Here is a 21,500-nt window from a genome sequence, read left to right on the forward strand (position 1 = left end):
TTAGTGTTTTGGACATCAAAACCAGTTTGAAAGATTTCTTATTCGGTCATATTTTCTTTTAGAATTTATGATTTTCTGGAAGCAGTAATGATTCGATTGAGTTTTAGCTTAGTTTAAAAATGGATCAATTACAGTTTCTGAAGCCATTTCATTTTAGTTATAAGATGAAATGGCTTTTTTTATGTTCTAAATTAAGATCTCTTAACAGCTCATCACGTATTGACTCTTAGGAAAAAAGAGTGAAAATCTGTATATTGCGCGTATGACGATGCCCTGGAATGTTCCAGGGTTTTCTTTGAACTTATTGCAATCAAAAACAAAATAAATGTCTCAGAAAGAAAAAATTATTTATACCAAAACTGATGAAGCTCCAATGTTGGCAACTTACTCTTTCCTGCCAATCGTTGAAGCATTCACCAAAGCAGCAGGCGTAAGTCTCGAAACCCGTGATATTTCACTTGCCGGAAGAATTTTATCTCAATTTCCAGACTATCTAAAGGATTATCAAAAAGTAGCAGATGACCTCGCAGAACTTGGTGAACTGGCAAAACAACCGGAGGCAAATATTATCAAGCTTCCAAATATCAGTGCTTCAGTTCCGCAATTGAAAAATGCTATCTCTGAATTACAATCAAAAGGTTTCGCTATTCCAGACTACCCGGATGATGCTAACACTGATGAAGAAAAGGATGTAAAATCAAGATACGATAAAGTTAAAGGTAGCGCAGTAAATCCGGTACTTAGAGAAGGAAATTCTGACAGACGAGCTCCTAAAGCCGTTAAGAATTTCGCTAAAAAGAATCCGCACCGCATGGGAGAATGGAGTTCAGACTCTAAAACTCATGTTTCTACAATGAGTGAAGGTGACTTTAGAGCGAACGAACGTTCTGTAACCTTATCCAAGGATGATACGCTTAAAATCGAATTTACTTCAGAAGATGGATCTGCTAAAACTCTAAAAGAAGGTTTAAAAGCTCTGGATGGTGAGGTGATCGATGCCACGAAAATGAGCAAGAAAGCACTTTTAAAGTTTCTTCGCGAGCAGGTAAAAGATGCACAGGATAAAGGTGTGCTTTTCTCTCTGCACATGAAAGCTACCATGATGAAAGTATCTGACCCTATTATTTTTGGTCATGCGGTAAAAGTATTCTTTGAAGATGTATTCAATAAATATGGAGCTGAACTTGAAAAAGCCGGTGCAGATGTTACCAGTGGTTTAGGAGATGTTCTTCAGGCTGTTGAAAATCTTCCGAAAGACAAACAGGATGAGATTAACTCAGCTATTGCTAAAGATCTTAAGGATGGTCCGGATATCGCAATGGTAAATTCAGATGAAGGAATCACCAATCTTCACGTTCCTAGTGATGTGATCATTGATGCTTCTATGCCGGCTATGATTAGAACAAGTGGTCAGATGTGGAACAAGCAAGGTAAGACTCAGGACACTAAGGCTGTGATCCCTGATAGTTCTTACGCTGGTTTATACCAGGCTACTATAGACTTCTGTAAAGAACATGGAGCATTCGATCCAACAACGATGGGAACTGTTCCTAATGTTGGTCTAATGGCTCAAAAAGCTGAAGAGTATGGATCTCACGACAAAACTTTCGAGATCCCAGGTAATGGTTCAGTAAAAGTTATCAATGCAGCTGGAGAAACTATTCTTGAACATGATGTTGAAGAAGGTGATATCTGGAGAATGTGTCAGGTTAAAGATGCGCCGGTTCAGGATTGGATCAAACTTGCAATTTCAAGAGCGAAAGCTACTGGAATGCCTGCAGTTTTCTGGTTAGATGAAAATAGAGCTCATGATGCTGAACTTATCAAGAAAGTAAATAAATATCTTCCAAACCACGATACTGATGGTTTAGAGATTAAAATCATGGCTCCTACTGAAGCTACTAAATATACACTTGAGAGAGTAAAAGATGGTAAGGATACGATCTCGGTTACTGGAAATGTACTTAGAGATTATTTAACTGACCTCTTCCCTATTCTGGAACTTGGAACCAGTGCGAAGATGCTTTCTATTGTTCCTTTGATGAATGGTGGTGGACTTTTTGAAACCGGTGCCGGTGGATCTGCTCCAAAACACGTTCAGCAATTTGTAAAAGAAGGTCACCTGCGTTGGGATTCTCTTGGAGAATTTCTTGCGCTTGCGGTTTCTCTGGAACATCTTGGTGAGAAATATAATAATTCGAAGGCTCTTACTCTTGCAGAAGCATTAGATGATGCGACAGAGAGATTCCTTAATGAAGGTAGATCTCCATCACGTAAGGTGAATGAGCTGGATAACCGTGGAAGTCACTTCTACCTGGCATTATACTGGGCTGAGGCACTTTCTACGCAAACCAGCAATAAGGACCTGAATGTTTACTTCGTAAGAGTGGCAGATATGCTTAAAGAGAATAAGGATCAGATCCTTAAAGATCTTATTGATGCTCAGGGAAAACCTGTAGACATTGGAGGTTACTACGAACCGAATGAGGAAATGACTAAAAAAGCCATGCGTCCTAGTAACAAATTGAATGAGATCCTGGCGACTGAAGTGTAAGTCATCAAAGTATAATTTATATCAAAGCCTCGTTATAGACGGGGCTTTTTTTATTTCATTTTGATGATTTGGGCGCGGTCCATAAATTGTTCCTGTAAACGCTCCATTTTTGGTTCCATAGTTTCTCCGAAAACAAGGTATTGACATTTTGAGATACTTAAAGGAATTCGGAGTATATGATTTAAATGACCTCCACGTGAAATAAATTCGGCATCTTCGATAATGAACATCTTAAGTTGACCCAGGTGTATACCCGTCATAGAAAACAATTTGCTCAACCTTTGAGGAGTGGCAATCACAATATCAACACCATAATAGATAGCATCTTTTTGATCATCGATATTCTGTTCGTCGTAAGCAGAATAAACTCTAAGATCAGTTTCAGAAGTAAAATCTTTGAACCTCTCTTCCAGACTCAATGCAGCCTCCTTGTTTTTTACAAAGATCAAAGCTCTTGGAGAATCTTCAAATGCTTCAGCATTTAATTGCTGAATCACACTTATGATAAGTGCCGTAGTTTTACCACTGCCTTTAGGAGCTATCATGTAGAGATCTGCTCCACTTTTAATTTTAGGTAATGCCTTCTTCTGAAAAGAGTTAGCAGATTCCAATCCCATTTCCTCTAAAGTGGATTTAAGAACAGGGTTCAGTTTTTTAAATGACATACTTAAAATTTTGTTAGTTCAAGATCAGCCTAAGCCGAGGGCAAAGTTCGACATTTTGCTCAAATACTCGGTCACTAAAGCAAAAAGCTTTGATTGCCTCAACAAGCTATTTAATCTTTCGTTAAAGCCATCAGGAAATTAGAACAGGCTATTCACTTTGCTGAAATTTGCATAATGCAGAAAATTTCAGAAGAGCGAGACAAAAAACAGGAGTTTATTATACTTCTTGTTTTGGGAACACTAATCGCTTTAGGCCCTTTCTCTATCGACGCGTACTTACCTGGTTTCGAAAGTATAGCCCAGGATTTTAATACTACGATTAGCCAGATTGGTTTAACACTTACAAGTTACTTTATAGGAATCTCTCTTGGACAATTAGCCTATGGCCCGATTATGGACAAATACGGTAGAAAAAGGCCATTACTTATTGGCCTCGGTATTTATTTCCTCGCAGCATTAAGCTGTATGTATTCACCAGATCTAACCTGGCTCGTTGTATCACGATTCTTTCTAGCACTTGGTGCCGCAGGTGGTATGGTGGCAGCGAAAGCCATTGTTCGTGATGTTTTTCCGGTAAACGAAGTAGCAGGTGCGATCTCTGTGCTAATGTTAATTATGGGTGGTGCTCCAATCATTGCCCCTACGGTAGGAAGTTTTATCATAGATGCTATGGGATGGGAAATGATCTTTCTCTTTTTAGCCATTTTTAGTGTGTTGATGATCTTCAGTGTAACCAAACTTCTACCGGAAAGTAAAACGCCAGACAGGGCAGTTAATCTAAGACCAAAACAGGTCGCAGTTAATTACTTTAAAATACTTACCCATCACAAGTTCTGGAGTTTTTCAATGGCAGGGAGTTTCGCTATTGGAGCGATGTTCGCATATATTTCGGGAGCTCCAAAACTGTTTATGGAAAATTTTGATCTCACTCAGAAGGAATTTGGAATTCTGTTTGGTATAAATGCGGCAGGTCTTATCCTTGGAAGCCAGATTAACCGACTTTTTCTTAAAAAATACACTCCATTCCAGATCACGATATTTAATAGTGTGATACTTTTAGTACTCTCTGTCTTATTCCTATTGAATACAATAGCAGGATTTGGACTGGTGATCACAGCAGTTTTACTATTCCTTATGCTATTTTTACTGGGTTTTCAAAATCCGAATACCACAGCCTTGTCCTTAGAACCTTTCGAGGCTAAGGCTGGTAGAGCTTCCGCATTAATAGGTAGTTTAAAAATGATCCTGGGAGCGCTGACATCTTTCGCTATCAGTCAGTTTCACACCTCAAGTACACTACCTCTGGCAATCATTCTACTAGTTTGTTTCGCAATCAGTTTCGCACTTCTGTTTCAATTTTCGAATCAGGAGAAAAAAGCCTTGAAGTTCAGTGAAGTATAATTTTTGGGTTTCCACGGTATAGCCTATTTTTATTGAAAAATTGAAATTGCGACTTTTAAGTTTTCTACTATTAGTCATCCTACCTTCTATTGCGTTCTCACAAGAGTATACTTTAAGCGGTAGAGTGATCGACAAAAGCAGTAACGAAACCCTTATCGGGGTTAATCTTATTTTCCCAGATCTTGCAACCGGCGTGGTCACGAATGATTATGGTTATTATTCGATCAAACTACCAGCTGGTAACCACAGGGTCATTCTTACCTATATTGGTTATGCGAATGCTGAAGATGAAGTGAACATTTCAGATAATACTCAACAGAACTTTCAACTTTCAGAAGCCTCCGAAAGTCTGGATGAAGTAGTCATAACAAGCGATATTGAAGCCCTTAACATTAAAAAACCAGAGATGAGTGTTAACCGACTCTCCATTGGAACTATAAAAAAGATCCCAGTGGTGTTCGGAGAAGTTGATGTGGTAAGAAGCCTATTACTTTTGCCAGGTGTCTCCAATGCTGGTGAAGGCTCTTCTGGGTTCAATGTGCGAGGAGGCGCAGTAGATCAGAATTTAATTTTGCTGGATGAAGCTACCATTTATAATTCCTCACATTTATTCGGATTATTTTCAGTTTTCAATCCAGATGCGATTAAGGATCTTAAGTTATACAAGGGCGGAATTCCTGCGGAATATGGAGGTCGTGTATCTTCGGTTCTGGATATTTATCAGCGTGATGGGAATAGCCGGGAATTCAAAATGCAGGGTGGAATTGGTGCAATTTCCAGTCGCCTTCTAGCTGAAGGTCCTATAGTTAAAGATAAAGGAAGTTTTCTAGTTGGAGCAAGAAGTTCTTATGCTCATCTATTTCTGAAGTTAACAGACAATGACAACTCTGCTTATTTCTATGATCTGAACACCAAATTAAGTTATGAACTGGATGAAAGCAATAAGCTCCTTTTAAGTGGATATTTTGGTCGGGATGTTTTCAATATTAGTCAGAATTTTGAGAATACTTACGGGAATGCTGTACTTAACCTGAGATGGAACCATGTATTCTCAGATAATATTTTCACCAATCTCTCTGCTATTTATAGTGATTACTACTACGGACTCAATCTGAACTTTGTTGGATTTAACTGGGATAGCGGTATTAGAAATCTTAATCTCAAGTATGATTTTAACCATTATATTTCAGAGAATTTCGAGCTGAAGTACGGGATGCACAATACTTATTATAAGTTCAATCCCGGGGAAATAGAACCTATAGATGAAACTTCAGGAATCAATTACTTCAAACTGAATGATAAATATGCTCTTGAAAATGCCTTTTATATTTCAGCAGAACATAAATTTTCAGAAAAGCTTTCCGCAGAATATGGAATGAGGCTGAGTAATTTTTTCAGATTGGGTCAGAATGAATTCAATACGTACGCCAATGATGAACCAGTTGCTTACAATCCCAGAACTGGAATTTATAGTGAAGCTGATATTCTTGAAACCAGAGATGTTTCGCGCGGAGAATCACTTGAAACTTTCACCAATTTCGAACCAAGACTGGCCATCGCCTATAATTTCGCAGAGGACCAGTCAGTAAAAGTTTCTTATAACCGGATGGCGCAATATTTACATTTAATTTCAAATACCAGCAGTCCCACTCCATTAGATGTTTGGACTCCTAGTGGGCCCTATGTAAAGCCACAACTACTAGATCAATATGCAATTGGCTATTTCAGAAATTTTAATAATGGAGATTATAGCCTGGAAATTGAAAGTTTTTATAAGGATATTCAAAACAGAATAGATTACATAGACGGTGCGAATTTAATCGCCAACAATGCTATTGAGCGAGTAGTTCTTAACGGAGAAGCAAGAGCTTACGGACTCGAATTACTATTACGAAAGAACGAGGGAAGATTCACAGGATGGCTGGCTTACACCCTATCGAGATCTGAGCAGAGAACGCCGGGCAGAAACTCTCAGGAAATAGGAATAAATAATGGTGACTGGTATAAGACGAATTTTGATAAGCCACATGACGTAACTATTACCGGTAGCTATGATCTAAACGAGAACTGGGATCTCAATGCTAATTTTATTTACCAGACCGGGCTAGCTACTACATTTCCGAATGCACAGTACGAATATGAAGATGTGAATATTCCTGTTTATGGTGCAAGAAATGAGGATAGACTTCCATCTTATCATCGTTTGGATCTTTCGGCAACCTATTATCCTAAAAAGAATAAGGGTCGAAAATTGCAAAGCTCATGGAATTTCGGAATTTATAATGTGTACAATCGCCAGAACGCTTATTCGATTACGTTCCGTGAAAATATGGATACTGGGAGAAATGAAGCTGTAAGACTAACGCTCTTCGGGATCATCCCATCGGTAACTTATAATTTTAAATTTTAGAAATGAGATTCTATAAATCCTTTTTGACCGTAATTGCACTTCTGGGGTTCATCTCCTGCGAAGAAGTCGTAGATATCGAACTGGAAGAGTCTGAACCTAAATTAGTGGTGGAAGCTTCTATCATCTGGATCAAAGGAACAGAAGGCAATCTTCAGGAAATCAGGTTAAGTACAACAAGTCCGTACTATGAAGAAGAACTACGGCCAGTGACGAATGCTTCAATAGCGGTTACTTCTGAAAATGGTAGTAGATATGAATTTACTCATGATCAAAATGGCATATATATAAACGAAGAATTTCAACCTATTCTTGATCTGGAATATGAACTAGAATTAATGTATAATGATCAGGTTTATACTGCAACCGAAAGTTTTGAGTCGGTTTCGGGAATAGATTATGTAGAACAGTTAGATGGTGGCGGCTTTACTGGGGATGAAATTGAGATAAAGGCGTTTTATACAGATCCGGCTAATCAGGAGAATTACTATTTATTTAAGTTTACAGATGATGACGTCTTTCTGGAATTATATGAAGATGAGTTTACAGATGGTAACCAGATCTTCGGATATTTTTCTAATGAAGATATTGAACAGGGTGATGTAATTTCCATACAAATGGAAGGTATAAGCAGAGAATATTATGATTATATGTTTGTACTGAGATCACAAGTTGGCACGAACCAGGGAGGACCGTTTGAAACAATGCCAGCCGTAGTAAGAGGCAATATTGTAAATGAAACAAACCAGGATAACTTCCCATTTGGTTATTTCAGGCTTTCTGAATCAGATTCAATAACCTATACCGTCGAATAATGAAGCATACAGATAAAAAGACCTTATCAAAAGGAGTGAAATATCTCGCAGGGTCCTTACCACTAGTTATGATTGGACCTTCGGTGTTGTATAATGCTTTTAATAACCAGGATCATCCCTGGTATATTCCTGTCCTGATCTTTGGTATCATTGCGACCTTCGCTGCGATCTTTCTAATGTTCAAGGGAATTATGACCATGGTGAATTCGTTCTTCGGAAAACGCTCCTAAATTATATTCCAATTCCTGGCAGTTTAATACACGATCTGATTAATTTCAGTTGGTAGTCAGAAAAGTCAGCTCAACTAAACTAGATTTGATTGATATTCTTCGGAAAAGAGTATAGTTAAACTATATGCTTCGGATCCAGATCCCGTAAACTAATTTATGGATGATTCAATAAACAAAGTAATTATAGATTCCATCTACAAGCACTTCGTTTTAAAACGAGGTTTTTTCAGTTAACATTTGATCATTCTGATCACCTGTAAATTCCTGTTCTGATATTAGCAAATACAGCCCTACGATTTAGTTACACTTATGATTATCATATATTAAAATAACTTACGTCCGTGTTGAAATCCGAATTATACCATACTCGGATTCATCCCGGATGAAAGTCTGTTTCTATATAGTAGCACCTAAGATTAGCCAGAATAATTATGCGGATCCGTTTTGATATTGAAGGCTGGAAGAAGTGAAAATGCGGGTTACCAAAGGTTAGGTTATTCGGAAGTAAGGTAGTAAAGATAGTAACAGACACCAATTATGTTTACTGATTGAAGTCATTACAGGTTTTGTGACACCAAGTAACATGGTTTTCGATAGTAATTAACGGCAAAAGCTATTCACTCCTTAACTTTATGGCATAAAAAAACCCTTCATCGATATGATGAAGGGTTCTTAAGAAGAAGGCGACGACATACTCTCCCACAATACAGCAGTACCATCTGCGCTAACGGGCTTAACTACTCTGTTCGGGATGGGAAGAGGTGAGCCCCGTTGCTATAGCCACCTTAAAAGGTAAGTTATAAGCTTCGAGCTTAAAACTGTTCTGATTTCTCAGAACTAATATCGTTGACATAATTAAAGAAACAAAAAAGTTACAAGTACCTGTACTACAACTATAAAATAAGCATTTGGCGGCTCTGAGGTTTTGCGGCCTCAGAGCCATCGCGCATCAAGCTTTACGGATTATTAGTACTACTCGGCTATGACATTACTGCCTTTACACCTATAGCCTATCAACGTGGTAGTCTCCCACGGTCCTTTAAAGAAATCTCATCTTGTGGTGGGTTTCGCGCTTATATGCTTTCAGCGCTTATCCCTTCCGAACGTAGCTACTCTGCAGTGCTCCTGGCGGAACAACAGATACACCAGAGGTTCGTCCAATCCGGTCCTCTCGTACTAGGATCAGGTCCACTCAAATTTCTAACGCCCACTGTAGATAGAGACCGAACTGTCTCACGACGTTCTGAACCCAGCTCGCGTGCCACTTTAATGGGCGAACAGCCCAACCCTTGGGACCTTCTCCAGCCCCAGGATGTGACGAGCCGACATCGAGGTGCCAAACCCCCCCGTCGATGTGAGCTCTTGGGGGAGATCAGCCTGTTATCCCCGGCGTACCTTTTATCCTTTGAGCGATGACCCTTCCATGCGGTGTCACCGGATCACTATGCTCTACTTTCGTACCTGATCGACCTGTATGTCTCTCAGTCAAGCTCCCTTTTGCCATTGCACTCTACGCACGGTTACCAAGCGTGCTGAGGGAACCTTTAGAAGCCTCCGTTACTCTTTTGGAGGCGACCACCCCAGTCAAACTACCCACCAAGCACTGTCCTTCCATTGGAAGTTAGGCTCTAAACAAGTAAAGGGTAGTATTTCAACAACGACTCCACCACACCTGGCGATGCAGCTTCAAAGTCTCCTACCTATCCTACACATCACTTGTTCAAAGTCAATACTAAGCTATAGTAAAGGTGCACGGGGTCTTTTCGTCCCACAGCGGGTAATCGGCATCTTCACCGATACTACAATTTCACCGAGCTCATGGCTGAGACAGTATCCAGATCGTTGCACCATTCGTGCAGGTCGGAACTTACCCGACAAGGAATTTCGCTACCTTAGGACCGTTATAGTTACGGCCGCCGTTTACTGGGGCTTCAGTTCAATGCTTCGCCGAAGCTAACATCTCCCCTTAACCTTCCAGCACCGGGCAGGTGTCAGGCCCTATACGTCATCTTTCGATTTAGCAGAGCCCTGTGTTTTTGATAAACAGTCGCCTGGATCTTTTCACTGCGGCCCCCCCATAAGGGGGGCGACCCTTCTCCCGAAGTTACGGGCCAATTTTGCCTAGTTCCTTAGCCATGAATCTCTCGAGCACCTTAGAATTCTCATCCCAACTACCTGTGTCGGTTTAGGGTACGGGTTGCCTCCACTCGCTTTTCTTGGAAGTCGCTCCTCTGGATTATCACGCCGGCCGTAGCTTTTGTGTACTATCGGGGTGTTACCACTCCCTTCAACGTACTATTCCGTCAGTACGCACCAAATTTACGCCTCCGTCCGCTTTAACGTGGGGCAAGTAGCAGAATATTAACTGCTTGTCCATCGACTACCCCTTTCGGGTTCGCCTTAGGTCCCGACTAACCCTCAGCTGATTAGCATAGCTGAGGAAACCTTAGTCTTTCGGTGTGCGGGTTTCTCGCCCGCATTATCGTTACTTATGCCTACATTTTCTTTTGTAACCGATCCAGCAAGCCTCGCGACTCACCTTCATCTCTGTTACAATGCTCCCCTACCACTATAGTAAACTATAGTCCATAGCTTCGGTAATATGTTTATGCCCGATTATTATCCATGCCGAACCGCTCGACTAGTGAGCTGTTACGCACTCTTTAAATGAATGGCTGCTTCCAAGCCAACATCCTAGCTGTCTGGGCAGTTCAACCGCGTTTCTTCAACTTAACATATATTTTGGGACCTTAGCTGATGGTCTGGGTTCTTTCCCTCTCGGACATGGACCTTAGCACCCATGCCCTCACTGATATGAATCATTTTATAGCATTCGGAGTTTGTCAGGAATTGGTAGGCGGTGAAGCCCCCGCATCCAATCAGTAGCTCTACCTCTATAAAACTATCTATATCGCTGCACCTAAATGCATTTCGGGGAGTACGAGCTATTTCCGAGTTTGATTGGCCTTTCACCCCTACCCTCAGGTCATCCCAAGACTTTTCAACGTCAACGGGTTCGGTCCTCCACTATGTGTTACCACAGCTTCAACCTGCCCAAGGGTAGATCACACGGTTTCGCGTCTACCACTACCAACTAAAGCGCCCTATTCAGACTCGCTTTCGCTACGGCTCCACAGCTGAACTGCTTAACCTTGCTGGCAACGGTAACTCGTAGGCTCATTATGCAAAAGGCACGCCGTCACCCCACTAAAGGGCTCCGACCGCTTGTAAGCGTATGGTTTCAGGATCTATTTCACTCCCTTATTCAGGGTTCTTTTCACCTTTCCCTCACGGTACTGGTTCACTATCGGTCTCTCAGGAGTATTTAGCCTTGGCGGATGGTCCCGCCGGATTCATACAGGGTTTCACGTGCCCCGCACTACTCAGGATACTGCTATGCTTTATATCAACTTTCCTATACCGGGCTATCACCGTCTATGGCCAAGCTTTCCAACTTGTTCTAATTCATTGTACAAACAATGTTGCAGTCCTACAACCCCAATAAGTCCGTAAACTCATTGGTTTGGGCTTCTGCGCGTTCGCTCGCCGCTACTAGCGCAATCACTATTGTTTTCTCTTCCTCCGGGTACTTAGATGTTTCAGTTCTCCGGGTTCGCCTCCTTGCGGATACTATATCTTCAATATAGTGGGTTGCCCCATTCGGATATTCGCGGATCAATTTGTATGTGCCAATCCCCACGACTTTTCGCAGCTTATCACGTCCTTCTTCGCCTCTGAGAGCCTAGGCATTCCCCATACGCCCTTATCTAGCTTGTATGCGCTTTGCTTAATGCTCTAATCTATTCTAACTTACGCTAGAACAGAAGTATTATAATGTATTACTTATATTAAATATTTCTATCTAATAGTGTTCTCGTATTCTTTGTTTCTTCAATATGTCAATGAACTTTTTTCCCGTAATAACGATAGAGTCTCGATGATCCTACAAACTAAAAACATATGTTTCCTGGTTGTTTGTAAAAACTATAACCCTCTCTATCTCTAGGAATCGTGGAGAATATCGGAGTCGAACCGATGACCTCCTGCGTGCAAGGCAGGCGCTCTAGCCAGCTGAGCTAATCCCCCATTATTTTAGTATCCAGCTAACCAGTTATTAGTTAACAGTACTTATAACGGCTACTCAACCTCTAAAATTTCCTTTCAATGTTTCAAATGAACTTATAAACCTGATGGCTTACTCTTTCAAGTAGTCTCAGGCAGACTCGAACTGCCGACCTCTACATTATCAGTGTAGCGCTCTAACCAGCTGAGCTATGAGACTGTCCATAATAATCGAATTGACATAAGAATCAAGACCAAATTGGTCTCTGAACTTCCCTTTACTAATTGTCGCTTGCATGTAAACATGCAAAGCTCTAGAAAGGAGGTGTTCCAGCCGCACCTTCCGGTACGGCTACCTTGTTACGACTTAGCCCCAGTTACCAGTTTTACCCTAGGCCGCTCCTTACGGTGACGGACTTCAGGTACCCCCGGCTTCCATGGCTTGACGGGCGGTGTGTACAAGGCCCGGGAACGTATTCACCGCATCATGGCTGATATGCGATTACTAGCGATTCCAGCTTCACGCAGTCGAGTTGCAGACTGCGATCCGAACTGTGATAGGGTTTGAAGATTCGCATCCCCTCGCGGGGTAGCTGCCCTCTGTCCCTACCATTGTAGCACGTGTGTGGCCCAGGACGTAAGGGCCGTGATGATTTGACGTCATCCCCACCTTCCTCACAGTTTGCACTGGCAGTCTGGCTAGAGTTCCCGACATGACTCGCTGGCAACTAACCACAGGGGTTGCGCTCGTTATAGGACTTAACCTGACACCTCACGGCACGAGCTGACGACAACCATGCAGCACCTTGCAATTAGTCCGAAGAAGGGTCTGTTTCCAGACCTGTCCAACTGCATTTAAGCCCTGGTAAGGTTCCTCGCGTATCATCGAATTAAACCACATGCTCCACCGCTTGTGCGGGCCCCCGTCAATTCCTTTGAGTTTCATTCTTGCGAACGTACTCCCCAGGTGGGTTACTTATCACTTTCGCTTAACCACTCAGCTCTCAATCGAGCCGAACAGCTAGTAACCATCGTTTACGGCGTAGACTACCAGGGTATCTAATCCTGTTCGCTACCTACGCTTTCGTCCCTCAGCGTCAATATATTATTAGTGATCTGCCTTCGCAATAGGTGTTCTGAGTAATATCTATGCATTTCACCGCTACACTACTCATTCCAACCACTTCATAATAATTCAAGAACAACAGTATCAATGGCAATTCTACAGTTGAGCTGCAGACTTTCACCACTGACTTATTATCCCGCCTACGGACCCTTTAAACCCAATGATTCCGGATAACGCTTGGACCCTCCGTATTACCGCGGCTGCTGGCACGGAGTTAGCCGGTCCTTATTCATACGGTACCGTCAAGCATCTACACGTAGATGTGGTTCTTCCCGTATAAAAGCAGTTTACAACCCATAGGGCCGTCTTCCTGCACGCGGCATGGCTGGATCAGAGTTGCCTCCATTGTCCAATATTCCTCACTGCTGCCTCCCGTAGGAGTCTGGTCCGTGTCTCAGTACCAGTGTGGGGGATCTCCCTCTCAGGACCCCTACCTATCGCCGTCTTGGTAAGCCGTTACCTTACCAACTAACTAATAGGACGCATACTCATCTTTAAGCCATAAATGTTTACTATAATCTCCAGGTGAAGTTTATAGACTATGGGGTATTAATCCACGTTTCCATGGGCTATTCCCCGCTTAAAGGCAGATTGTATACGCGTTACGCACCCGTGCGCCACTCGTCAGCGGATTAGCAAGCTAATCCCTGTTACCGTTCGACTTGCATGTGTTAGGCCTGCCGCTAGCGTTCATCCTGAGCCAGGATCAAACTCTTCATCGTTAAATCTTAAATATATTCAACAACTACTAAAGAAATTGCTCAGTATGACTTTTCTAGTCTTAATTCTTATACACTTGATTCTATCTAATTAAAGATAAAACCCTTTGTCAATTCAATATATCAATGAACTTAATTGGTCTCCCAATCTGTCTTGTTAAAACCTAAGGAATCGAACCTTATTCTATCACCCCATCCGGTGGTTTCTAGTAATTTCAGTTTGTAATTTTTGAACGTTTGCTTGCTCTCAAAGCGGGTGCAAATATACAACGCTTTTTCTTTATCAACCAAAACTTTTTTAATAAAATTTTTAGTTTCTTTCTCTAAAGCTTTCCTACCTTTAAACTCTCCCAACCTTCCTATGAACGTCGCTTCGTTTTCAAAGCGGGTGCAAATATAAAACTAGTTTTGCTCTCCAGCCAAATAAAATTTAAAGAAATTTAATTTTTATTTTTTTGCCTTAGACCAACAATAGCCTACCCTTTACATACCTTTCAGTGAACTCTCGCCTTGCTCTCAAAGCGGCTGCAAATATACACTAACTTTTTCCTTTCTACCAAACTAAAATTTAATAAATTTTAAATTAATTTTCTAAAGCCAGATCCTTCCGCATTACCCACCATCACTACTCTCAACGAACATACGCCTTGCTCCCAAAGCGGCTGCAAATATACACCCCAATTTTAATTACACAATAACTTTCCGAAGAAAATTATAAAATAAATACAAGATTTATTATAAGTGGTTGAAATTCAGATTTATAAAAGTCTAAATAATTTCATAATGTATTTCCGAAGAGATAATCAACACCTATATATAGTATATAGGTAAGTATGTATTGTGCAACCAAACTCAACACCTTATCTTTGCGACTTCGTAAAACATGTATATAATGATCAAGATCACTCTGCCAGACGGAAGTATTAAAGAGTTTGAAAATGGCACTACTCCAATGGATGTAGCCAGAAGTATAAGCGAAGGACTTGCAAGGAATGTTATTTCTGCAAAGTTCAATAATGAAACTGTAGAAACCACAACACCTTTAAATACCGATGGCGATCTTGTTCTTTTCACCTGGTCCAATGATGAAGGTAAAAAAGCTTTCTGGCATTCATCTTCTCACGTAATGGCTCAGGCTATTCAGGATCTGTACCCGGGAGCCAAGCTTACTATAGGACCCGCGATTGACAGAGGCTTCTATTACGATGTAGACTTCGGAGAGAAAAAGATCTCAGAGAATGATTTCAAGAAGATCGAAGATCGTATGCTGGAAATTTCCCGCGGTAAACATGATTTTGCACTGCGTTCAGTTTCTAAAGCTGATGCGCTGGAATTTTATAAGAAGGAAAATAATCCTTTTAAGGTAGAGCTTATCGAAAATCTTACTGATGGTGAAATCACCTTCTGTGATCATGATACTTTCACAGACCTTTGCCGCGGTGGTCATATTCCAAATACAGGAATCATCAAAGCAGTAAAGTTAATGAGTGTTGCCGGCGCATACTGGAGAGGTGATGAAACCAATCCTCAATTAACCAGAGTTTATGGTATATCATTTCCGAAGCAAAAAGAATTAAAAGAATATCTGGCCCTATTGGAAGAAGCCAAGAAAAGAGATCATAGAAAATTAGGGAAGGAACTGGAGCTATTCACTTTTTCTCAAAAAGTTGGACAGGGATTACCATTATGGCTTCCGAAAGGTGCAGCTCTTAGAGAGAGACTTGAGAATTTCCTAAAGAAAGCTCAGAAGAAAGCCGGGTACGAAATGGTCGTAAGTCCGCATATTGGTCATAAGGAACTCTATGTAACTTCTGGTCATTATGCTAAATACGGGGAAGATAGCTTTCAGCCAATAACGACTCCTAATGAAGGAGAGGAATTTCTACTGAAGCCTATGAACTGTCCGCATCATTGTGAAATGTATAATGCGAGTTCCTGGAGTTATCGTGACCTTCCGAAGAGATTTGCAGAGTTTGGTACTGTATATAGGTATGAGCAAAGTGGAGAATTGCATGGTTTAACCAGAGTTAGAGGTTTTACTCAGGATGACGCCCATATATTCTGTATGCCGGAGCAGCTGGATGAAGAATTTAAAAAAGTAATTGACCTTACCTTATATGTATTCTCTTCCTTGGGCTTTGATGACTTTACTGCCCAGGTGTCTTTAAGGGATCCTGAAAAGAAAGATAAATATATAGGATCTGATGATATTTGGAATAAAGCCGAGTCGGCGATTTTAAGTGCTGCGGAAGAAAAAGGTCTTAATTATGTGATCGAAAAAGGAGAAGCAGCTTTCTACGGACCAAAACTTGACTTTATGGTTAAGGATGCACTGGGAAGAAGCTGGCAACTTGGAACCATCCAGGTAGACTACAATCTGCCAGAGCGCTTTGACCTGACATATAAAGGAAGTGACAATGAGTCACATCGACCAGTCATGATCCACCGTGCTCCTTTTGGAAGTATGGAAAGATTTATAGCAATTCTCCTGGAACATACCGGTGGTAATTTTCCACTATGGTTAATGCCGGAACAGGCTATTATTCTCTCACTCAGCGAGAAATATGAAAATTACTCACAAAAAGTTTTAAATTTACTTGAAAATCACGAAATTCGCGCCCTTGTAGACAATAGAAACGAAACCATCGGGAAGAAGATTCGGGAAGCCGAAGTAAATAAATACCCGTATATGTTGATTGTCGGCGAGCAGGAAGCCAAAGATGGTACGATTTCTGTTCGTAAGCATAGTGAAGGAGATTTGGGAACGATGAAGATCGATGATTTTGCAGATTTGATTAATACAGAAATCAGTAGTACCTTAAAGCCTTTCAAAACATAAGTTTAATTAAAATTTTAAGCCATAGCTATACGTAGAAAAAAACCGAACAGGTTCGGTCGACAAAAAGAAGAGCAGCACCGAATCAACGAGAAGATCAGAGCAGACGAAGTACGCCTGGTTGGTGATAACGTAGAGATGGATGTATATCCTGTAAAGAAAGCTCTTGCAATCGCAGAGGAACAGGGTCTTGATCTAGTAGAGATCTCTCCGAATGCAAAACCACCAGTGGTTAAAGTAATGGACTATAAAAAGTTTCTTTATGAACAAAAGAAACGTGAAAAGGCCATGAAAGCTAAAGCCAGTAAGGTAGTCGTTAAAGAAATTCGATTTGGTCCCAATACAGATGATCATGATTACGAATTTAAGAAACGTAATGCAGAGAAATTCTTGAAAGACGGTGCAAAGCTAAAGGCTTTTGTATTTTTCAAAGGACGATCTATCGTGTTCAAGGATAAAGGAGAAATTCTTCTTCTTAGACTTGCACAGGATCTTGAGGAACTTGGAAAGGTAGAACAGATGCCAAAACTTGAAGGAAAGAGAATGACAATGTTTCTCTCTCCTACCAAGAAATCGAAATAAGAGAATAAGAGAGTTAATTATAAAAAGAGGACAGTAATGCCTAAGATGAAAACTAAATCCAGTGCCAAGAAGCGTTTCAAGCTAACCGGTACAGGTAAGATTAAAAGAAAGCACGCGTTTAAGAGTCATATCTTAACTAAGAAGTCTAAGAAACGTAAGCTAGCCTTAACTCACAGTACTTTGGTACATGATGCAGATAAGCAAAATATCAAACTTCAATTACGTTTAAAGTAAATTGAAGCTCTTGAGGTTTAATTAATTATTTAACCATGGAGTTGGGCAACACTTAGACTGGGCATAGTGCTACAGAATAAGTTTAAGTTGAAAGTGTCGGTGAACGACCGCCTACTACAAAAAAATTTAAAATATGCCAAGATCAGTAAACTCAGTTGCCAAAAGGGCACGTAGAAAAAAAGTTTTAAAGCAAGCAAAAGGTTATTTCGGACGTCGTAAAAACGTTTGGACCGTTGCTAAAAATGCGGTTGATAAAGCTATGCTTTATGCATACAGAGACCGTAAAGCTAAGAAACGTAACTTCCGTTCATTATGGATTATGCGTATTAACGCTGCAGCCAGACAGGAAGGATTATCTTATTCTCAATTTATGGGGAAAATCAAAACCAGTGAAATTGGATTGAACCGTAAGGTTCTTGCCGATTTGGCGATGAACCACCCAGAGGCTTTCAAAGCAATTGTAGAAAAAGTAAAATAAACAATTATGCTCTCTTATAGAAAAATCCCGCAATTGCGGGATTTTTTGTTTTCTAATATTCCTTATCGAAATTTACATATCCTCTTCTCCATAGATCGTTAGGACGAGTTTTCTTGATCCTCCAGAGTTTCTATGCTCACATAAATATATGCCCTGCCAGGTACCCATGTTCAAACTACCATTAGTAATAGGTATCTGCAAAGAAGGCCCGGTAAGTGAAGATTTGATATGCGCTGGCATATCATCACTACCCTCTGTAGTATGTTTGTAATACTCCTGATTTTCCGGTACCATCTCATCAAAATGACTACGGAAATCTTCTCTTACAGTTGGATCTGCATTTTCATTAATCGTTAAACCAGCAGAGGTATGTTTTATAAAGATCTGCAAAAAGCCGAATTTGAAGTCTTCTATTTCTGAACAATGATTTAAAATTTCATCGGTAATTAAGTGGAAACCACGTTTGCGTGGTTTTAAGCGCATTTCAGTCTGATAAATTTCCATTCAATTTTGTTAAGTTTTCTGTTCCTTTTTCTTAGCTGCCGGAAATAGCACATTATTAAGAATAAGCCGGTATCCTGCTGAATTTGGATGCAACTGCAGTTCGGTTTTGGGATCCCCTACCCTGTGTTGATAATCTTCAGGATCATGTCCTCCATAGAAGGTGAAAAATCCCTTGCCTTTCACACCATGGATGTATCGGGCTTCGCCATTCAGTTTGGATTCCCCCATTATTAAAACACCAGGTTTGATCGTTTCCGGATCGTAACTTGTTGTTTGTCCCATAAAACCTTTTACGATTCGTGTATGATTTTGTGTAAGCATTGTTGGCACCACATCCCATTTCGCCGAATAATCCATCAAAGTAAAATAATCACTTTCCTTTTCGATCATCTGTCGTTTCGAGGTCATATCTATATTAGAAAATTCATAAACCAACGGACTTCTCTCCAGAATAAAATCGGTAAACGCAAAGCTGAGATCATAATCTAATTTAGACTGGTATGCCGGTTCACTTGGATCGCCATCAAACATTGCTTCTGCGATATCTACCCCATCTGCCGCCAAAGCGATATCGAAACTATCTGTGGCACTGCACATGGCAAACATAAAACCGCCACCTTTTACATATTCACTTATTCTTCTGGCCACCGCAAGTTTTTCTTCTGAAACTTTTTCATAACCCAACTCGCTTGCCAGTCTTTCAGCTTCCTTCTTGTCTTCTATATACCAGGGTGTAGTTTTAAAACTGCGATAAAACTTACCATATTGCCCGGTGAAATCTTCATGATGCAGGTGAAGCCAGTCGTACAAGAGCAGGCCGTCTGCCAGAACTTCCCGGTCGTAAATGGTAGTATATGGTATTTCAGCATAACTAAGTGCCATAGTAACGGCATCATCCCAGGGTTTATTTCCCTGCGGACTATAAACTGCAATTTTAGGTGCTTTTTCGAGCGGAACGGACTCCATATTTTGAGATGGACTGCTTATCTCATGAAGGATACTTTCTGCTTTTTGATCACTGATGATCTCGAAAGACACACCACGAATCTGGCATTCTTTCCGAAGATCTGGATGATCTGAAACGAGGAAGGAACCTCCCCTGTAATTCAGCAGCCAGTTCACCTTGAAACTTTTCTGAAGAGAAAAATACACCATCCCATATGCCTTTAGATGATCGCTTTGTGTACTCGCATCCATCGGAATAAGTACTTTTGAGGCTTTTGCAGCAGTACAGGAGAACAATAGAAACAAAAAAAGCAAAGTAGTTTGAAGTACTTTGCTTTTTATAATATTTTTTAAATGTCCTGTCTTGCTGAAATTCTTCAGTTTAAGATCATTAAAATGGAACGTCACTATCATCATCGTCACTATTCATTGAGCTACCAAATGCTTCATCTGCACTAGGATTTGGTAAATTGAAATTTCCGAAGTCATCCCCATCTCCACTATTCATACTCGAAGGAATTTCAGAAGGGAAACTAAAGTCTTCTAAATTATCGAATTTACCGAGTTCTCCAATAAACTTTAAGCGAATATTTTCCAGACCACCATTACGGTGTTTCGCTACAATGAACTCACCCTGACCCTGCGTAGGGGTTCTTTCTTCATCATCCCATTCTTCGATCTTGTAATATTCCGGACGATAAATAAATGATACAATATCTGCATCCTGCTCGATCGCTCCAGATTCCCTAAGGTCGGATAGTAGTGGTCGTTTACTTCCACCACGTGTTTCAACCGCACGAGAAAGCTGCGAAAGGGCGATTACTGGTACATTAAGTTCTTTTGCAAGAGCCTTCAGGTTTCTGGAAATCATGGAGATCTCCTGTTCACGGTTTCCACCTTTCTGCCCACCACCTGCAGTCATTAATTGCAAATAATCTATAACAATAAGTCTTATCCCATGCTGGGAGGCAAGACGTCTGGCTTTTGCACGTAGATCAAAAATAGAAAGTGATGGAGTATCATCAATAAACAAAGGTGCTTTTTCAAGATCTTTCACCTTTACATTCAATTGCTCCCATTCGTGCTGCTCCAATTTACCGGTTCTAAGTTTTTCTGAAGAAAGTCCGGTTTCAGAAGAGATCAAACGAGTGATCAACTGTACTGAAGACATCTCCAGTGAAAAGAATGCTACCGGAAAACCTTGATCTACCGCAATATTACGAGCCATAGATAAGGTAAGCGCGGTTTTACCCATACCTGGACGGGCGGCAACAATAATTAAATCTGAAGGTTGCCATCCTGAAGTAAGATCATCAAGTTTATCGAATCCTGAGGGAACTCCACTAAGACCTTCTTTATTGGAAATCTCCTGGATCTTCTTCTTTGCCTGGATCACCAAGGATTGTGCAGTTTCGGTGGATCGCTTAATATTCCCCTGGGTTACTTCATAAAGTTTAGATTCTGCTGAATCCAAAAGATCGAACACATCTGAACCTTCATCAAATGCTTCTTCAATTATTTCGTTGGAGATCTTAATTAATGATCTCTGAATATATTTCTGTAAAATGATACGCGCGTGAAACTCGATATGCGCACTACTGGACACCTTTTGAGTAAGCTGAATGAGATAATAGTCTCCTCCAACCTTATCAAACACCTTATCCTTCTTAAGTTGGTTAGAAACGGTTAATAAGTCAATCGCTTCAGAGGCATCGAACAATTTTTTGATGGCATCATAGATCAACTTATGGGAATTCTTGTAAAAGGCATCCGGTACCAGAATATCAATGATCTCGTCAACTCCTTTTTTGTCGATCATCATTGCACCAAGCACAACCTCTTCTAAATCAACAGCTTGAGGAGGAACTTTCCCTTTTTCAAGGCTTACCACATTTGTTTTTTTGTAGGATATGTTCTGGGGGGAGCTTATTTTTTCCATAGA

General features: G+C 40.7%; 13 protein-coding genes, 2 tRNA genes and 3 rRNA genes. 9 read left to right on the plus strand and 9 right to left on the minus strand.

The genetic code is table 11. The features are described 5' to 3' along the window. The first annotated feature begins 325 nt into the window (after nucleotides 1-325). Nucleotides 326-2,554, plus strand: a complete 2,229-nt coding sequence (locus ABVM50_RS00065) for an NADP-dependent isocitrate dehydrogenase (protein WP_405199418.1) — start codon at nucleotides 326-328, stop codon at nucleotides 2,552-2,554. Between the two features lie 50 nt (nucleotides 2,555-2,604). On the opposite strand, the gene ABVM50_RS00070 is transcribed toward ABVM50_RS00065, so the two are convergent. Further along, a complete protein-coding gene (locus tag ABVM50_RS00070) occupies nucleotides 2,605-3,219 on the minus strand; it encodes a DEAD/DEAH box helicase (RefSeq protein WP_405199419.1) in 615 nt (204 codons plus the stop codon). A 174-nt stretch (nucleotides 3,220-3,393) separates the two neighbouring features. Between ABVM50_RS00070 and ABVM50_RS00075 the strand changes: the two genes are divergently transcribed. The 4 genes from ABVM50_RS00075 to ABVM50_RS00090 are packed head-to-tail and all read left to right on the plus strand — an operon-like array spanning nucleotide 3,394 to nucleotide 8,072. Next, nucleotides 3,394-4,620 (plus strand): multidrug effflux MFS transporter, encoded by a 1,227-nt coding sequence (locus ABVM50_RS00075; RefSeq protein WP_405199420.1) that lies wholly within the window; start codon nucleotides 3,394-3,396, stop codon nucleotides 4,618-4,620. Between the two features lie 40 nt (nucleotides 4,621-4,660). Then, nucleotides 4,661-7,030 (plus strand): TonB-dependent receptor, encoded by a 2,370-nt coding sequence (locus ABVM50_RS00080; RefSeq protein ID WP_405199421.1) that lies wholly within the window; start codon nucleotides 4,661-4,663, stop codon nucleotides 7,028-7,030. A gap of 2 nt (nucleotides 7,031-7,032) precedes the next feature. After that, entirely contained in the window at nucleotides 7,033-7,842 is an 810-nt protein-coding gene (locus tag ABVM50_RS00085) for a DUF4249 domain-containing protein (protein ID WP_405199422.1), read from the plus strand. Further along, complete coding sequence (locus tag ABVM50_RS00090) at nucleotides 7,842-8,072, plus strand: DUF6095 family protein (RefSeq protein ID WP_405199423.1); 231 nt, start codon at nucleotides 7,842-7,844, stop codon at nucleotides 8,070-8,072. The genes ABVM50_RS00085 and ABVM50_RS00090 overlap by 1 nt, the downstream gene beginning before the upstream one ends. A 678-nt stretch (nucleotides 8,073-8,750) precedes the next feature. Here ABVM50_RS00090 and rrf read toward each other — a convergent pair. The 5 genes from rrf to ABVM50_RS00115 form a co-directional block, all read right to left on the minus strand. Beyond that, nucleotides 8,751-8,860 (minus strand): 5S ribosomal RNA (gene rrf, locus ABVM50_RS00095). 157 nt (nucleotides 8,861-9,017) lie between these two features. Beyond that, a 23S ribosomal RNA gene (locus ABVM50_RS00100) occupies nucleotides 9,018-11,851 on the minus strand. A 233-nt stretch (nucleotides 11,852-12,084) separates the two neighbouring features. After that, nucleotides 12,085-12,158 (minus strand) — tRNA-Ala (locus ABVM50_RS00105). Between the two features lie 122 nt (nucleotides 12,159-12,280). Further along, a tRNA-Ile gene (locus ABVM50_RS00110) sits at nucleotides 12,281-12,354 on the minus strand. A 98-nt stretch (nucleotides 12,355-12,452) separates the two neighbouring features. After that, nucleotides 12,453-13,982: ribosomal RNA gene (locus ABVM50_RS00115) — 16S ribosomal RNA — on the minus strand. The 16S, 23S and 5S rRNA genes sit together here with 2 tRNA genes alongside, the layout of an rRNA operon. Nucleotides 13,983-14,871: 889 nt before the next feature. Between ABVM50_RS00115 and thrS the strand changes: the two genes are divergently transcribed. The 4 genes from thrS (at nucleotide 14,872) to rplT (ending at nucleotide 18,109) form a co-directional block, all read left to right on the plus strand. Next, nucleotides 14,872-16,818: a threonine--tRNA ligase gene (gene thrS / locus ABVM50_RS00120; RefSeq protein ID WP_405199424.1), complete on the plus strand. Its 1,947-nt coding sequence runs from the start codon at nucleotides 14,872-14,874 to the stop codon at nucleotides 16,816-16,818. Between the two features lie 27 nt (nucleotides 16,819-16,845). Continuing rightward, nucleotides 16,846-17,397 (plus strand): translation initiation factor IF-3, encoded by a 552-nt coding sequence (gene infC, locus ABVM50_RS00125; protein ID WP_084509743.1) that lies wholly within the window; start codon nucleotides 16,846-16,848, stop codon nucleotides 17,395-17,397. Between the two features lie 36 nt (nucleotides 17,398-17,433). Beyond that, on the plus strand, nucleotides 17,434-17,631 hold the full coding sequence (gene rpmI, locus ABVM50_RS00130) for a 50S ribosomal protein L35 (RefSeq protein WP_141878381.1): 198 nt from the start codon (nucleotides 17,434-17,436) through the stop codon (nucleotides 17,629-17,631). A 133-nt stretch (nucleotides 17,632-17,764) separates the two neighbouring features. Next, entirely contained in the window at nucleotides 17,765-18,109 is a 345-nt protein-coding gene (gene rplT / locus ABVM50_RS00135) for a 50S ribosomal protein L20 (RefSeq protein ID WP_026914511.1), read from the plus strand. A 72-nt stretch (nucleotides 18,110-18,181) separates the two neighbouring features. Here rplT and ABVM50_RS00140 read toward each other — a convergent pair whose 3' ends face one another. The 3 genes from ABVM50_RS00140 to dnaB are packed head-to-tail and all read right to left on the minus strand — an operon-like array spanning nucleotide 18,182 to nucleotide 21,497. After that, on the minus strand, nucleotides 18,182-18,613 hold the full coding sequence (locus ABVM50_RS00140; protein WP_405199425.1) for a secondary thiamine-phosphate synthase enzyme YjbQ: 432 nt from the start codon (nucleotides 18,611-18,613) through the stop codon (nucleotides 18,182-18,184). Nucleotides 18,614-18,622: 9 nt separating this feature from the next. Further along, entirely contained in the window at nucleotides 18,623-19,981 is a 1,359-nt protein-coding gene (locus ABVM50_RS00145; protein ID WP_405199426.1) for an asparagine synthetase B, read from the minus strand. Continuing rightward, the gene (dnaB, locus tag ABVM50_RS00150; RefSeq protein ID WP_405199427.1) at nucleotides 19,950-21,497 is read right to left on the minus strand and encodes a replicative DNA helicase; all 1,548 of its coding nucleotides are present in this window, start codon (nucleotides 21,495-21,497) and stop codon (nucleotides 19,950-19,952) included. The genes ABVM50_RS00145 and dnaB overlap by 32 nt, the downstream gene beginning before the upstream one ends. Nucleotides 21,498-21,500 lie beyond the last annotated feature (3 nt).

The sequence above is a fragment of the Christiangramia sp. LLG6405-1 genome, assembly GCF_045055805.1.
GTDB lineage: Bacteria > Bacteroidota > Bacteroidia > Flavobacteriales > Flavobacteriaceae > Christiangramia.

Excerpts from the sequence above, each read along its gene's own strand:
- ABVM50_RS00065 (WP_405199418.1), top strand. The coding sequence starts at position 326 with ATGTCTCAGAAAGAAAAAATTATTTATACCAAAACTGATGAAGCTCCA.
- ABVM50_RS00070 (WP_405199419.1), bottom strand. The coding sequence starts at position 3,219 with ATGTCATTTAAAAAACTGAACCCTGTTCTTAAATCCACTTTAGAGGAA.
- ABVM50_RS00075 (WP_405199420.1), top strand. The coding sequence starts at position 3,394 with ATGCAGAAAATTTCAGAAGAGCGAGACAAAAAACAGGAGTTTATTATA.
- ABVM50_RS00085 (WP_405199422.1), top strand. The coding sequence starts at position 7,033 with ATGAGATTCTATAAATCCTTTTTGACCGTAATTGCACTTCTGGGGTTC.
- ABVM50_RS00090 (WP_405199423.1), top strand. The coding sequence starts at position 7,842 with ATGAAGCATACAGATAAAAAGACCTTATCAAAAGGAGTGAAATATCTC.
- thrS (WP_405199424.1), top strand. The coding sequence starts at position 14,872 with ATGATCAAGATCACTCTGCCAGACGGAAGTATTAAAGAGTTTGAAAAT.
- rpmI (WP_141878381.1), top strand. The coding sequence starts at position 17,434 with ATGCCTAAGATGAAAACTAAATCCAGTGCCAAGAAGCGTTTCAAGCTA.
- rplT (WP_026914511.1), top strand. The coding sequence starts at position 17,765 with ATGCCAAGATCAGTAAACTCAGTTGCCAAAAGGGCACGTAGAAAAAAA.
- ABVM50_RS00140 (WP_405199425.1), bottom strand. The coding sequence starts at position 18,613 with ATGGAAATTTATCAGACTGAAATGCGCTTAAAACCACGCAAACGTGGT.
- dnaB (WP_405199427.1), bottom strand. The coding sequence starts at position 21,497 with ATGGAAAAAATAAGCTCCCCCCAGAACATATCCTACAAAAAAACAAAT.